The organism is Epilithonimonas sp. JDS, assembly GCF_021261315.1.
Taxonomy (GTDB): Bacteria; Bacteroidota; Bacteroidia; order Flavobacteriales; family Weeksellaceae; genus Epilithonimonas.
In genome coordinates this window covers 573,376-587,633 of the sequence record NZ_JAJSAX010000001.1, presented here as the reverse complement: position 1 = coordinate 587,633, position 14,258 = coordinate 573,376, and the positions used below count along the sequence as shown (strand labels likewise).

Genomic DNA, 14,258 nt, shown 5'->3' with positions numbered 1-14,258 from the left:
ACATTTGACCATTAATCAAATCCAATGAAAAAGATACTGTTCTTAGTTTTGTTATGTAGTTATACTATTGGCTTAGCCCAAGTTTCAGATTTTGGAACAAATGAAAAAGTGGGAAAAATACTTCATTTGAAAGATGCCGATATCTACTACGAAGTGTACGGAAAAGGCGAACCATTATTTTTGTTGCACGGAAATGGCGGAAGTATCGACGCTTTTACGAAAGAAATTCCGGAGCTTTCCAAGCATTTCAAAATCATTGCGATGGACACGCGCGCTCAAGGTAAAAGTACGGACACTTCGACTGAACCTTTGACTTACATTAAGTTTGCGGATGATGTAAAAGCTTTGGCGGATGAATTGAAATTAAAGAAAATCAATATTCTCGGCTGGAGTGATGGCGGAAATACAGGACTTGAGTTTGCTATTAAATATCCAAACAACATCAACAAAGTCATTACAAGCGGCGCCAACGTTTTCCCAAATGGCGTAGGAGAAAGTGAAGTCGAAAATATGAAAAAGGACGCCGAGAAAATGAAAGCTGAAAACAAACCAGAACGTGAGATTCGCCTGCTTCAATTGATGATTGACGAACCAAAAATCACCACGGCACAACTCAACCATATCAAAGCGAAAGTCTTTGTTTTAGCAGGTGAAAATGATTTAATCCTACGTTCGCATACAGAATACATCGCCAAAGAAATTCCTAATTCGAAATTGAAAATCTACAAAGGTGCTTCTCACGGCGTTCCGATAGAAAGAGCGGAAGAGCTGAACAAAGATGTGATTGAGTTTATAAAAAAATAAACTAATCAATCGTCATCATTTTCAAGCTCCAAAGATTTCCGTTGTAAATATCCAAATCGACTTTGGAATTAATACCGTAAACAATCCCGTTTTCAGAGAATTGCCAGAACTGAAACTCATCATCTGGTGACGGCGTGGGAACATCATTGTAATTCGCCAGCCAAAGAGGATAATCATCAAATTCGCCTTTCAGATAATCTTTGTAATAATGGTAGTACGTGTAGATGATTGGTTTCTCGCCGTAGGTTTCTTCCATTATTTTAATCCAGACCTTGAGGTCAGAAACCAATTGTTCTTTTGATTTTTTTCTTGGATTTTTTTCGATGTCAAGAATTGGAGGCAGGTCGCCAGATTCCAATTTTGCAACAGAAAGAAAAGAATTTGCCTGCATTATCGGGTCTTCATCCGGACGATAAAAGTGGTAAGCACCTCGGATGAGACCGTGGTGTTTTGCAGTTTCCCAAAAATGATCAAAGTTCTTATCCAATTTTCGATTGCCCATACTTGCTCTCAGAACTACGAATTTCAGAGGAATCGTTCGGTTGCCAATACTCAGACTGTCCCACTGGATGTCTTCTTTTCTTTGATAATGGGAAATGTCGAATCCAAAAGTTTGATTGGAATAGAGACCGACGATTTTATCAATTCTAGCTGATTCCTTTTCCGAGTTCGTGAGATTTTTGTGTTCGAAATGTTTTCCTAAGTAATAAGAGAAGTAATAATTGATTTTTTGTCTCAGATAAAATCCTGTTCCAAACAAAGACATTAGAAGAATGATCAGAAGAATCCAACGTTTCTTTATGAAAACGCTTTTTCTTTTTTTATGAATTTTTCGTTTGGTAGTCTGGGTGGATTTTGACATCGGTTTTGCAAAAATATTGTTTTTCTTATTTGAAACGAAATGGAAAAATTTATTTTTTAGAATTAAAATATCAATTAATATTTTTGGCTTACTTTGTGCTAATATTGAAACATTAATTTTAAAATATAAAAAGATGAAAAAGAGAATCTTATCAGCAGCAGCATTTCTATTTGTAGCAGTTGCAATGAATGCCCAGACAGCAAAACAGGAAGTGAAAAAAGATGCAAAAGCTGTAGGAACGGCCGTTGAAAAAGACGCGAAAGCAACCGGCGAAGGCGTGAAAGATGGCGCTGAATGGGTCGGCGATAAAGCGACTAAAGGCGCGAAAGCTACCAAAACCGGCGTGAAGAAGGGTGCAAAATGGACCGGAAAGACTGCTAAGAAAGGTGCGAAAGCTGTAGAAAAGACCGCAGTGAAAGGCGCTGATGCTGTTTCTGACGGTTACAAAGACGTGAAAGCAGATCTTAAAAAATAACATTGACAATGAAAGACTTCAATATTTGGAGTCTTTTTTTTGTAACATTTTTCTGTTGATCGTAACCAATTAACAGAAGATATTTAAGAAAAATAACTATTTTAGTTCAGGGAAAATTTAAAAATTATGAAAAAAATTATTTTAACATTTGCATTGTCTACTTTGATGGTCGCAAATATGGCGGCTCAGGCAGTACCAACGGCAAAGCAAATCATTGACAACTACGTTACCGCACTTGGTGGAAAACAAAAATTGGAAGCTGTAAAAACGCTTTCTATGAAAAATACCATCAGCGTGATGGGAATGGAAATGCAGGGGACAACGATCAAAAAGGATAACAAGTATAAATCCACACAATCGATGATGGGTCAGGAGATGGTTCAGATTTTTGATGGCGAGAAAGGTTATGCTAACCAAATGGGACAAAAAATAGAATTCCCGGCAGATCAGGTAGCGAAACTGAAAACTTCAAAAGTAATGGATGCGCTTGGATTGGATCCTGCAAAAATCAAAACGGTTGAGAAAAAACAATTGGAAGGGAAAGATTATTTCCTGCTTTCTTCTGATGATTCCAAATCTTATTTTGATGCGAAAACAAATTTACTTTTCAAAACAGAAAGTGACAAAGGCAGTATGACCATCAACAAATATGCGGATATCGACGGAATCAAATTTGTTGAAGAAATGGCTATCGATGCTGGCGGACAACATATCGAAATGAAAAATTCTGACATCAAAATCAATCAGCCAATTTCTGATGACGAGTTTAAAATTAATTAAACTTTAAAATAACAATTCAAATAAAAAAAAGGAATCCACTTTTGGATTCCTTTTTTATGAAAATATTTCTAAGTTAGAAGTTTTAATCTAACATCTAAACTCTAATATCTAACTTCTATTTTTAAGAATTATATTCTTTTTCCCACTCTTCCGCTGCATCGCAAAGGGTTTTGTAGAATTCTTCACCGTACTTTCGAATCAGCGGTTCTTTTAGGAATTTATAAATCCGAACTTCCAATTCTTTTCCCAATGTACACGCATCGTTACAGATTTCCCATTCGTGATAGTTGAGCGCAATGAAAGTCTTATAATCATTGACGCGGATTGGATAGAGATGGCAGGAAATCGGTTTTTTCCAATCGATCATGCCATCTTCGTAGGCTTTTTCGATGCCGCATTTGGTTGTCCCTTTTTCATCAAAGATAACATACGCGCACTCACTTCCGTTAACCAATGTTGTCACATAACCGCCGTCGTAAGGATCTACAACCCAAGTTCCCTGTTCCTCGATGGCTTTCACACCTTCCGGTCGTAGGTAGGATTTTATTTTGGGGAAAATCTCGTCCAAAATTGGCAATTCATCTTTGTCAAGAGGCGCACCGGTATCACCATCTACGCAGCAAACGCCTTTGCATTTGGTAAGGTTGCAGACAAAGCTTTCTGCAAAAATATCTTCGGAAATCAGTTTGTCATCTATCTGAATCATTCTTCATCAATTTTAATATTGTGCAAAATTAGCGATTTTAAATGCTGCCAAGCAAAAAACAACGATCCAAAGTCCCAATTCCTGCATCCAGTATTTAGGTAAGAAACGAAGCATTCTACTGATAATGATGCTTACAGGCAAAGCTAAAAGTAGAAGATATTCATAATTGTTTCCCATGTAGAAAATGATCGTAATCAATTGTGCCAGAGAGAAAACCAGAACAAAAGTGTATTTGTACCTGCTGATCGGGCTTTTCTCATTATAATGTTTGAAATGATCTGAGAAGGAGTAGATGATCATCAACGCGATTGGAACTAAAATATAGAGCGGGTAATAACTTTTCAACATTTCAAATGAACTTGAAAATGGAAAGTACGAACTGTCCCAAGTCGTGAAATGAATCAGATGCATCACGCCGAAATAACTCAGCACAATCAAAATAGCGCCAAACAAAAGCCGGAACATGTTAAGTCCAATTCTACCTGAAGTCCCGATAATATGGAAAATTACAAAAACTGCCATCGGCCAGCTGGGTGGGAAAACAAGAAATGTAAATGCCAAAATAGCACCAACTAGCATAAACGAACTTTTCCTTAGCTGATCATTCTGACTGGTCAAAATCAACAATAAAATGGAGCTTGTAAGGAATGTGATTGCCAATCCCAAATCTATCGTGCCATCGTAGAATGCAACTACAAAAAGCGTATAAAGCAGTAACGGAAGGTGAGAAAATTGGTTTAATGCAATCGCATTGAATAAAAAATATCCCAGACTGATTCCGGTGAATGTAATAATCGTCGAAAATAAGGTTATGTTTTTGAAATCTAATAAGTTAAGGGAAAGGAAAATCAAAAACAAAAATCCAATGTACGCCGGAACAGAAAAAATATTGCTTTCTTTTGAAAGTAATCGAAACATTTTTTATAAATTTGTGCAAAGTTAATTTAAAAAAAGAAAATATGACATCTTTCTGGTTAGCATTAAGTGCAGCTTTCAAATGGTCTTTCGGATTTTACAGACTCTTCGGCAATGTTCTGAATTGGGTGTTATTTCTTGTAGCAATGGGGTTTTTCTGCTACTGGTGTTATATTTTGGTTGTAACTCTTGGAGCTCAAAAAGACAAAGATTACTTCTCACCAACAGAAGGTAAGAATCCATATTACGATCCAAAGATTTATAAAAACGAAGGTTAAATAAATTGATTATATAATAAAAAACCCGCAATTAGCTTTTAATTGCGGGTTCTTTTATTTTGAGTCGGAATCTAATTTCTAAATACGGACATCTAATTTTTTTCTGAACTATTCTTCATCATGGCAAGGAACAACCAAAACCGGAATCTTAGACTTTTTAGTAATTTCTTTAGTCAAACTTCCGATGAAAACGTCGTAAACACCGCTTCTTCCGTGAGATCCAACCACAATGTAATCTGCATTTTGTGAATCAGCGAATTCCAAAATTGTGTCGCCTGCAATCCCTTGTTTCAGAATATGATTGCAGGTAACGCCGTTTGCAACAATCTTTTCTTGAAGTTTATTAAGTTCCTTCAATTCATATTTAATTTCATTTTCCTCAACTTCCGGGAAGTATTGGAAACCCATATCGCCGATCACAAAACCAATATCTGTAGCCGCGACGTGAATCAAATGGATTTCGGCATTCACATCTTTCGCAAAATTGATGGCATAATCAACTAATTTATTTGAACTATCGGAAAAATCTACGGGTAAAATAATTTTTTTCATAATCTAAGTTTATAGTCTACAAAGTACAAAAATTTAGCCATTATTACAATGTTGCAGCTGATAAATATCTATTGAATTTTTAAGGAGAATAATTTTTTATCTTCCAAATAAGCTTCCAGCAGATCATTCTCAGAAACTTTTCCAACACCTTTTGGCGTTCCTGTGAAGATCAAATCGCCAACGCGCAATGTGAAATATTGAGATGCAAAAGCAATGATATCCTCGGGACTGAAAATCATTTCGCTTGTGTTTCCATCCTGAACTTTCTCATTGTTCTTGATCAATGAAAAACCGAGGTTCTTCAAATCAAAATTGTCTTTCGAAACAAAATCTGAAACCACCGCCGAACCATCAAAACCTTTCGCCAATTCCCAAGGCAAACCTTTATTTTTCAGCTTGGTTTGCAAATCTCTCGCCGTGAAATCCAATCCCAAACCAATTTCGTCATAATGATTTCCTGCATTTTCTTTTTGAATATATTTTCCACCTTTTGAGATTTTCAAAACCACTTCCAGTTCGTAATGGATGTCATCAGAAAATTCGGGAATGTAGAAATCTGAACCTTTTTTCAAGATGGCGGTATCAGGTTTTATAAAGATCACTGGATCTTCCGGAATGTCATTTCCCAATTCTTTGGCGTGCTCGCCGTAATTTCTTCCTACGCAGATTATTTTCATAATATTAATGTAACAATTTATCAGTAGAACAAAGTAACAATCATAATTTCAAATTCTTACGTTGTTAGATTTTTACATTGGTAATTTAATTAAAACCTAGATTTCAATTGGATTTTCGTAAATATCTTCTTCGTATAAAGAGGAAAATCAGCACTTTGAAGCCAACCGTAATAGCCAATATCTTTCTGGAAAACTTCTTTAACAACTTGTCCTTTATATTTTCCAAAAGCAAAAATCTCCTGGTCTTTATCATTGAAATGAATCATTCCAGCCAAATCTGCAAACTTGCTGTGAAAAGAGAAATCGCTCAATCCGGCAACGTCATTGGGCAAATCTTGGTATTGTCCAACTTGTGCATCCAAAACTTCGAAAGTCGCCAAAACATCAGCTTCCGCAGAATGCGCGTTCTCCAAAGTTTTTTGACAATAGAAATTGTACGCGGCAGAAAGATTTCTCGGTTCCATTTTGTGATAGATGGTTTGTGCATCCACCAATTTGAATTTGCTCAAATCGAAATCCAAACCAGCGCGCAAAAGTTCTTCTGCTAAAAGTGGCACATCAAAACGGTTGGAATTGAAACCACCCAAATCTGTTCCCGAAATCATCTCCATAATTTTTGGTGCGATTTCTTTGAAAGTTGGTGCGTTGACAACGTCTTCATCGTAGATTCCGTGGATGGCGGACGATTCTTTAGGGATGGGCATTTCTGGATTTACTTTCCAGGTTTTGCTTTCTCGTGATGCGTCCGGATTGACTTTCAGGATGCAGATTTCCACGATTCTGTCTTTGCCAACGTTGGTTCCAGTCGTTTCCAAATCGAAAACGCAAAGTGGTTTATATAGTTTGAGATTCATAATTTTTCTTTGTCGGAAGTCTGATGTCCGAAGTTTTAATGTTATATTTTAATTGTTTCCGAATTGAAAATCTTCCAGCATCCATCTTCCGACTACTTCAATTGCTTTTGAAATACCAATGAAATCAAAATGTAATAGATGATGATTAAAGGAATTCCGACTGTTTTGAATATTAATAAAATCAAAATTCCGCCAATCAGCAAAGCCAGTTTTGGGTAATTATCTTTTAATTGTTTTGATTTGAATTTCATCGCAATCATCTTGATTGGGCTAATCAAAAGCCCCGAAGAAATGATTGTAATAATAAGTAAAAATAAATGGCTGTTTTCAAAAAGAAAATCAAAAAATTGAGAGGAGGATTCTGAGTTTTTTGATCCATAAATCTCATATAGATAGTACAATCCGAAAACCAAAACTGTATTACTTGGTGTATTCAAACCTTTAAAATAATATTTTTGGTCATCGTCCAAATTGAAAATTGCTAATCTAAGACAAGAAAAAAGTGTAATCAAGAATCCAAAATATTTAATTTCAAAAGGTAATTCGAGTCCGAATAATTGATTGCCAAAAGGTTCAAGCATTTTCATCATCGCAACGCCAGGCAGAAATCCAAAACTTACCATATCTGCCAGGGAATCCAATTGTCCGCCCAGATTACTGCTGGAATTCATAGCTCTTGCAATAAAACCGTCGAAAAAATCGAGAACCAATGAGATAATAATGCAAATCGCTGTGGTTTGGTAATCGCCCGAAATGAGATGAACAATCCCAACGCAACCCGAGAAAAGATTCCCTAAAGTAAATGCGTTGGCAAGGTTGTTTTTGATGAAATTCATATCACAAAAATAGGAAAATAGTTGGAGGATGGAGGTTGGAAGGTGGAAGTTTTTCAGGTGTGTGGAAAAACTTCCATCTTCCATCATCTGACTTCCCACTTTTCGTAATTTTGCAAAATGAAGAATTTGAGAGGGCAGGAAGTTTTGGCCTTGGTTTACAGACTTTTTTTGGTGTTTTTCTTTTATCAAATCGCGAGATTCCTGTTTTGGTTTTTCAATCGTGAATTGGTGAAGTTTGATGGGATTTCCGAATATTTCAAGCTTTCTTATTACGGAACTGCGTTTGACACAACTGCGATTCTTTATGTGAATTCGGTTTTTATTTTGTTAAGCATCATTCCGATTGTCATTAATACAAAAAAGAATTATCAGAAATTTCTGTTTTTCTGGTACTTCATCACGAATGGAATTACCTACGCTTTCAACTTTGGCGATATGATTTATTATCGATTTAGCCAAGCGAGATTGACTTCCGCGGTTTTTTCTGTAGCGAAGAACGAAAGTAATATCGGAAAAGTCTTTTTCAATGCGGTTGTGCAGAATCCGTTTGTGATTGTTTCTTTCATTTTAATGATGCTCTTTTGGGTTTTCCTTTACAAAAAAGTAAAAGTTGAAGAAGAGAAACCAAAGAATTTAATCAAATATTTTGCATCGTCTGTCGTGATTTTGTGTGTGACCGCACTTTTGGTGGTTGGCGGAATCCGTGGCGATTTCAAACATTCAACAAGACCAATTAATCTGGTTGATGCCAACAAACACGTCAGCAATCCTTTGCAGGGAAATCTTGTTTTGAACAGCGTTTTCTCTTTTTTCAGAACCATTAATACAAATAATTTCAAGCTCGTTAGTTATGTTGATGAGAAATTCATTAACCAAGAAATTAAACCTTATAAATTATACGAAAGAGAAGTTGAGAAGAAACCAAATGTTATCATTTTCATTATGGAAAGTTTCGGGAAAGAATATTCTGGTGCTTTTAATAGAAATTCGAACATCAGAGATTTTGTTTCCTACACACCATTTCTCGACAGTTTGGCAAAAGAAAGTCTGATTTTTACCAATGCGTTTGCGAACGGAAGACAATCTATCCACGGAATGAGTTCGGTTCTCGCCGGAATTCCCAGTTTGACGGACGCTTTCACGAGTTCGCCTTATTCCAATCAGAAAATCCAGTCGATTGTTTCGGTTTGTAATGATTTGGGTTACGACACGAGTTTCTACCACGGCGCGCCAAATGGCTCGATGGGTTTTCAAGGTTTTGGGAATATTTTGGGTTTCAAAAATTATTTTGGAAAAAACGAATATAATAATGACAAGGACTTCGACGGAATGTGGGCGATTTGGGATGAACCATTTTTTCAATATTTTGCTAAGAATATTGGGAAAAAGCAACCATTTATGTCAACAATGTTTTCGGCTTCATCACACGATCCTTTTAAAGTTCCGGAGAAATATCAGAATAAATTCAAATCTGGACCCTTGCAAATCCACGTTCCAATCCAATACACAGATTATGCTTTGAAGAAATTCTTCGAAACAGCGAGCAGACAATCTTGGTATCAGAACACAATTTTTGTCATAACGGCCGACCACACCAATCAGATCCATTATGAGGAATATCAAAAAGCGATGAACAGATTTGCGATTCCACTTTTGTTTTTCTCGCCAAATCCAAAATACAATTTGAAAGGAATCGATGACCGTTTCGCCCAACAAATCGACATCTATCCAACTTTGGCTGACTTGCTTGGTTACAACAAAAAAATCAGAAGTTGGGGCAGAAGTTTGGTTTCGGACAAGAATGAAGGTCATATGATCATTCATTCCGATTCCATCAATGAGCAAATTGTGATAGGAAACTACGTTTACATTTTTGATGGAAAAGATGTGACGGGAATCTATGACAAAACAGATTTGGCCTTATCCAAAAATCTCTTCAGCAAAAACCTTAATCCAGAACAAAAACTCGGAATCCTAAAAACAAAAGCGTGGTATCAGGATTATATGGATCGCGTCATCAACAGGAAATTGTATTAAAATAAAGGTGTTTAAGATTTAAAAATTCTGTCAATTGGCTTTATTTATGCTTTGGATAGCAAATAATTCTTGTTTGTTTAAAATTAATTTATATTTTTATCAATATTAATTTAACGTTAACAAGTTAATCACATCAAACAACAAACAAACTTAAAATAAAGACAATGAAAAAATTACTTTTAACATTTGCCTTATCATTCATCGGCGTTCTTTCATTCGCTCAGATCGAAGGAAAATGGAAAACCATCGATGACGAAACCGGAAAACCAAAATCCATCGTAGAGATTTCCAAAGATTCCAAAGGGAAATACAACGGGAAGATCGTACAACTATTGATCAAACCAGAAAATGCGAACTGCGTAAAATGCAAAGATGACCGCAAAAACAAACCATTGATCGGATTAGAGATCATCCGTGGTCTTTCAAAAGATGGGAATGAATTCTCTGGCGGAACCATTACCAATCCAAAAGACGGAAAATCTTACAAAACAGAGCTCGTACGTGAAGGTGATGTCCTGAAAGTAAAAGCCATTGTATTGGGAATTGCTGTTAAAACGCAAACTTGGCACAAAGTGAACTAACGATCTTTATGATAATTGACAGGCTTCCAATTGGAAGCCTTTTTTGTTATGCAGATAATAAAAAAATTAATACTTTTGTATTTCGAAATTTAACAAAGAACATTTTCATAATCAATATTACATTATAATGAAGGAATATACATTTCGTGAAGTAATTGCTCAGGCTATGAGCGAAGAAATGCGTAAAGACGAATCCATTTTTCTAGTAGGAGAAGAAGTTGCAGAATACAACGGTGCCTACAAAGCGTCCAAAGGTATGCTGGCTGAATTCGGAGAAAAAAGAATCATAGATGCACCAATTGCGGAACTTGGTTTTACAGGGATCGCTGTAGGCGCGGCAATGAACGGGAATCGTCCGATCGTAGAATATATGACTTTCAACTTCTCTTTGGTTGCGATCGATCAGATCATCAACAACGCTGCGAAAATGTACCAAATGACAGGTGGACAATGGAATATTCCAATCGTTTTCCGTGGTCCTACAGGTTCAGCAGGTCAGTTGGGAGCAACACACTCTCAGGCTTTCGAAAGCTGGTACGCCAACTGTCCAGGTCTCAAAGTGATCATTCCTTCCAATCCTTACGATGCAAAAGGACTTTTGAAATCTGCGATCCAAGACAATGATCCAGTGATCTTTATGGAATCTGAGCAGATGTATGGTGACAAAATGGAAATCCCGGAAGAAGAATATTACATCCCGATCGGAAAAGCAGACATCAAGAAAGAAGGAAAAGATGTGACTTTGGTTTCTTGGGGTAAGATTATGAAAGTAGCTTTGCAAGCTGCAGAAGACTTGGAAAAAGAAGGAATCTCTGTAGAAGTGATCGACCTTAGAACAATCCGTCCTTTGGATTACGATACGATTCTGGAGTCCGTAAAGAAAACAAACAGATTGGTAGTTCTGGAAGAATCCTGGCCATTTGCAAGCATCTCTACCGAGATCACTTATATGGTTCAGCAAAAAGCATTCGACTATTTGGATGCGCCGATCAAAAGAATCACCACGCCAGACGCATCAGCGCCATATTCTGCGCCATTGTTCGCAGAGTGGTTCCCGAAAGTGGAAAAAGTGAAAGAAGAGATCAAAAATGCTCTTTACATCAAAGCATAATACAAAACTCTCGGATTCATTCGGGAGTTTTTATTTTGTAGAATATTTCAGGAGCTGTTTGACGCAAGTCGAATAGCTTTTTTAGATTTTTTATTTGGAGCTATTTGATTACATCGAACAGTTTTTATTGATTTTATTTTTGGAGCTGTTTCCCGCTTTCCGTTGCAATCTTTTTTGCCCGACGATTTCCCTCTACTTAGAACGTTGAGCAAATGCAAAAAAGGATTTCCACTGCAATCGGGGCTAGGGGTTTGTCATCCAATCAACATTTAGTATAAAATACAATCTTGCCATTCCATAGGGAACCTAACGTTTGATTTATTTCTTTGATGAGTTTTACGCCTTTGCGAACCTTAAAAATATTTTCAATAATGTCAAAAAATCTCTGCGGACTTTGCGTTAAAATTATTTAGATGAAAAAAGTTCTTGATAATTTTAAAAATAACTCTCCAGAAATTTGCGAATTAATAAATAATTCATATTTTTGCAATCCAAAATGAGATGTAATATATGTTAATAATTCCAGTAAAAGACGGAGAGTCTATCGACAGAGCTTTAAAAAAGTATAAGAGAAAATTTGATAAAACAAGAGTTGTAAGAGAACTTAGATCAAGACAACAATTTATCAAGCCTTCTGTAACTTTGAGACAATCAAAACTTAAAGCAGCTCACAAACAGAGAAACGCAAGCATCGAAGAACAAGCTTAAGTTCTTTTTTTGCAAAACATAAGATAAATCACTTTCAAATTTCTATATTTGGAAGTGATTTTGCATTTATAGACCTATGATAGAAAGATTCCTGGAGTACATCGAAGTGGAAAAAAGATATTCTCCACACACGCTTACCAATTACACAAAAGACCTTTCGGACTTTTCAGCTTTCGTCTTGAAAACAGAAGCAACGGAAGATGTGGTCCACGTTCACAAAAAAGTAATTAGAAACTTTATCGTAGAACTCAGCAATTCCGGACTCAGTAAAAGAAGCATCAACCGAAAACTTTCATCACTCCGCAGTTTCTATCTATTTTTGCTCCGTTTGGAGGAGATAAAAGTCTCGCCAATGGAAACCATAGATTCGCTCAAATTCTACGCAGAAAAGCGCATTCCGTTCTCTGTGGAAGAGATGGACACAATGAAAACGGAAGTGGAGGAGAAGGGACAAATGACACTTCTCGAAAAACTCATCATAGAAACGCTTTACCAAACCGGAATCAGAAAGGCCGAACTTTGCAATCTCATGTTAAATAACGTCGATTTCTCAAAAAAGGAGATCTTGGTCATCGGAAAAGGAAACAAGGCAAGGATCATCCCTATTGCAGACGAATTGCTTTCCGATTATCAGACCTATCTTGCTACAAGACTTCCGGATTCTGAGAACCAGCAATACTTTTTCATTAATAAAAAAGGAAAAAAACTGGGCGAAAAATTTGTTTATGTAGTCGTTAATAGGTACTTTAGTAATGTTACTTCCAAGCAGAAAAGAAGTCCACATATTTTAAGACATACTTTTGCTACACACATTCTAAACGAAGGTGCAGAGATATCAAAGGTTCAAAAATTGATGGGACATTCCAGTTTGGCAAGTACGCAAGTTTATACCAGTGCGAATATTGAGAAGCTGAAAGAAGTTTACAAGAACGCACATCCAAGAGAAAAAAAATAAATTTGATAAAATAGAGAAGATGGAATGATTTTTACTTTTTTATTGTTTAACCATTTAAAACAGACGTTATGAAGATTACAATTCAGACTGCAGGTGTTACACCGCACGAACCATTAAAAGAAAGAATTGAAAAAAAATTAGCCAAGCTTGAGACCTTTTATGACAAAATTGTTGAAGCTACGGTTTACCTTAAAGTTGAAAATACTACCGAGAAGTTAAATAAAACGACCGAGCTCGTTATCAAAGTTCCTGGTGATGATATCGTCGTAAAAAAGACTTGTGCTACTTTTGAGGAAAGTTTAGACGAATCTGTTGATACCGCTAAGAAACTGTTAATCAAGAAAAAAGAATTAGCTTAAAAAAAAATACGTTTTTTTTGTAAAAAAACATTTGTAGGTTTCAAAAAAGAGTCTCATATTTGCACTCGCAAAACGGAAGCAACCGGATTGCAGAAATATGATCTTTAATTTGAAACCTACTTTTTTGTTTAAACTGAGTGTTTAGATTAAATAAAAAAAATCAAATTTTTTTTAAAAAATATTTGCAGGTTTGGAGAAAAAAGTCTCATATTTGCACTCGCAAAAAGGAAGTAACCTTAGCGCAAGATTGACGATCTTTATCAAAAAAAATAAATGCCTCCATAGCTCAGTTGGCTAGAGCAGCTGATTTGTAATCAGCAGGTCGTGGGTTCGAGTCCCTCTGGAGGCTCATTTATAGAAAAATTTTGGGGAGATACCAGAGCGGTCAAATGGGGCTGACTGTAACTCAGCTGCTTCGGCTACGTAGGTTCGAATCCTGCTCTCCCCACTTTTTTTATAAAAAAAATTATTTGCAGGTTATAAGATTTATTTTTAGATTTGCACACCATTAACCAACCTTTTTGGAAACAAAATGCGAAAGTAGCTCAGTTGGTAGAGCGTCAGCCTTCCAAGCTGAATGTCGCGGGTTCGACCCCCGTCTTTCGCTCAAAATCACAAACCTTACGGAATGTGATTTTTTTTTAGGCCGACTTAGCTCAGGGGTAGAGTGCTTCCTTGGTAAGGAAGAGGTCACGGGTTCAAATCCCGTAGTTGGCTCAGAAGGTCCCGAATCCGTTCGGGATTTTTTATGTTTAAATTAAAACTGTT

General features: G+C 36.4%; 17 protein-coding genes and 4 tRNA genes. 14 read left to right on the top strand and 7 right to left on the bottom strand.

Features of this window, described 5'->3' with window-relative positions; genetic code table 11:
* Positions 1-24 precede the first annotated feature (24 nt).
* Positions 25-804: an alpha/beta hydrolase gene (locus LUD75_RS02740; protein ID WP_232704173.1), complete on the top strand. Its 780-nt coding sequence runs from the start codon at positions 25-27 to the stop codon at positions 802-804.
* A gap of 1 nt (position 805) precedes the next feature.
* On the opposite strand, the gene LUD75_RS02735 is transcribed toward LUD75_RS02740, so the two are convergent.
* Entirely contained in the window at positions 806-1,666 is an 861-nt protein-coding gene (locus LUD75_RS02735; RefSeq protein WP_232704172.1) for a GH25 family lysozyme, read from the bottom strand.
* Between the two features lie 133 nt (positions 1,667-1,799).
* On the opposite strand from LUD75_RS02735, the gene LUD75_RS02730 reads away from it, so the two are divergent.
* Together LUD75_RS02730 and LUD75_RS02725 are read left to right on the top strand one after the other, a co-directional pair.
* Entirely contained in the window at positions 1,800-2,141 is a 342-nt protein-coding gene (locus LUD75_RS02730; RefSeq protein WP_232704171.1) for a hypothetical protein, read from the top strand.
* A 126-nt stretch (positions 2,142-2,267) separates the two neighbouring features.
* On the top strand, positions 2,268-2,921 hold the full coding sequence (locus tag LUD75_RS02725; RefSeq protein ID WP_232704170.1) for a hypothetical protein: 654 nt from the start codon (positions 2,268-2,270) through the stop codon (positions 2,919-2,921).
* Between the two features lie 121 nt (positions 2,922-3,042).
* On the opposite strand, the gene LUD75_RS02720 is transcribed toward LUD75_RS02725, so the two are convergent.
* Both LUD75_RS02720 and LUD75_RS02715 read right to left on the bottom strand, forming a co-directional pair.
* Complete coding sequence (locus LUD75_RS02720; protein ID WP_232704169.1) at positions 3,043-3,627, bottom strand: DUF3109 family protein; 585 nt, start codon at positions 3,625-3,627, stop codon at positions 3,043-3,045.
* Positions 3,628-3,639: 12 nt separating this feature from the next.
* Entirely contained in the window at positions 3,640-4,545 is a 906-nt protein-coding gene (locus LUD75_RS02715) for a DUF6427 family protein (protein ID WP_232704168.1), read from the bottom strand.
* 41 nt (positions 4,546-4,586) lie between these two features.
* On the opposite strand from LUD75_RS02715, the gene LUD75_RS02710 reads away from it, so the two are divergent.
* Entirely contained in the window at positions 4,587-4,820 is a 234-nt protein-coding gene (locus LUD75_RS02710) for a hypothetical protein (RefSeq protein ID WP_232704167.1), read from the top strand.
* Positions 4,821-4,928: 108 nt separating this feature from the next.
* Here LUD75_RS02710 and LUD75_RS02705 read toward each other — a convergent pair whose 3' ends face one another.
* The 4 genes from LUD75_RS02705 to LUD75_RS02690 all read right to left on the bottom strand — a co-directional run bounded on the left by LUD75_RS02705 (position 4,929) and on the right by LUD75_RS02690 (position 7,739).
* Positions 4,929-5,372, bottom strand: coding sequence for a universal stress protein (locus LUD75_RS02705; RefSeq protein ID WP_232704166.1), 444 nt, complete (start codon positions 5,370-5,372; stop codon positions 4,929-4,931).
* 68 nt (positions 5,373-5,440) lie between these two features.
* A complete protein-coding gene (locus LUD75_RS02700) occupies positions 5,441-6,049 on the bottom strand; it encodes a fumarylacetoacetate hydrolase family protein (RefSeq protein ID WP_232704165.1) in 609 nt (202 codons plus the stop codon).
* A gap of 89 nt (positions 6,050-6,138) precedes the next feature.
* On the bottom strand, positions 6,139-6,903 hold the full coding sequence (locus tag LUD75_RS02695) for a 3'-5' exonuclease (RefSeq protein WP_232704164.1): 765 nt from the start codon (positions 6,901-6,903) through the stop codon (positions 6,139-6,141).
* 92 nt (positions 6,904-6,995) lie between these two features.
* Entirely contained in the window at positions 6,996-7,739 is a 744-nt protein-coding gene (locus LUD75_RS02690) for a CDP-alcohol phosphatidyltransferase family protein (RefSeq protein WP_232704910.1), read from the bottom strand.
* Between the two features lie 117 nt (positions 7,740-7,856).
* On the opposite strand from LUD75_RS02690, the gene LUD75_RS02685 reads away from it, so the two are divergent.
* From LUD75_RS02685 to LUD75_RS02640, 10 genes are all read left to right on the top strand, one after another.
* Positions 7,857-9,776 (top strand): alkaline phosphatase family protein, encoded by a 1,920-nt coding sequence (locus tag LUD75_RS02685; protein WP_232704163.1) that lies wholly within the window; start codon positions 7,857-7,859, stop codon positions 9,774-9,776.
* A gap of 164 nt (positions 9,777-9,940) precedes the next feature.
* Positions 9,941-10,357 (top strand): DUF2147 domain-containing protein, encoded by a 417-nt coding sequence (locus LUD75_RS02680; protein ID WP_034976827.1) that lies wholly within the window; start codon positions 9,941-9,943, stop codon positions 10,355-10,357.
* A 127-nt stretch (positions 10,358-10,484) separates the two neighbouring features.
* Positions 10,485-11,468, top strand: a complete 984-nt coding sequence (locus tag LUD75_RS02675; protein ID WP_034966457.1) for a pyruvate dehydrogenase complex E1 component subunit beta — start codon at positions 10,485-10,487, stop codon at positions 11,466-11,468.
* Positions 11,469-11,978: 510 nt separating this feature from the next.
* The gene (rpsU, locus tag LUD75_RS02670; protein WP_232704162.1) at positions 11,979-12,176 is read left to right on the top strand and encodes a 30S ribosomal protein S21; all 198 of its coding nucleotides are present in this window, start codon (positions 11,979-11,981) and stop codon (positions 12,174-12,176) included.
* 76 nt (positions 12,177-12,252) lie between these two features.
* Positions 12,253-13,131: a tyrosine-type recombinase/integrase gene (locus LUD75_RS02665; RefSeq protein WP_232704161.1), complete on the top strand. Its 879-nt coding sequence runs from the start codon at positions 12,253-12,255 to the stop codon at positions 13,129-13,131.
* A gap of 68 nt (positions 13,132-13,199) precedes the next feature.
* Entirely contained in the window at positions 13,200-13,490 is a 291-nt protein-coding gene (locus LUD75_RS02660; protein WP_034976831.1) for an HPF/RaiA family ribosome-associated protein, read from the top strand.
* A 275-nt stretch (positions 13,491-13,765) separates the two neighbouring features.
* Positions 13,766-13,839 (top strand) — tRNA-Thr (locus tag LUD75_RS02655).
* 18 nt (positions 13,840-13,857) lie between these two features.
* Positions 13,858-13,938: transfer RNA gene (locus tag LUD75_RS02650), tRNA-Tyr, on the top strand.
* Between the two features lie 86 nt (positions 13,939-14,024).
* A tRNA-Gly gene (locus tag LUD75_RS02645) sits at positions 14,025-14,097 on the top strand.
* Between the two features lie 38 nt (positions 14,098-14,135).
* Positions 14,136-14,207 (top strand) — tRNA-Thr (locus LUD75_RS02640).
* The last annotated feature ends 51 nt before the right edge of the window (positions 14,208-14,258 follow it).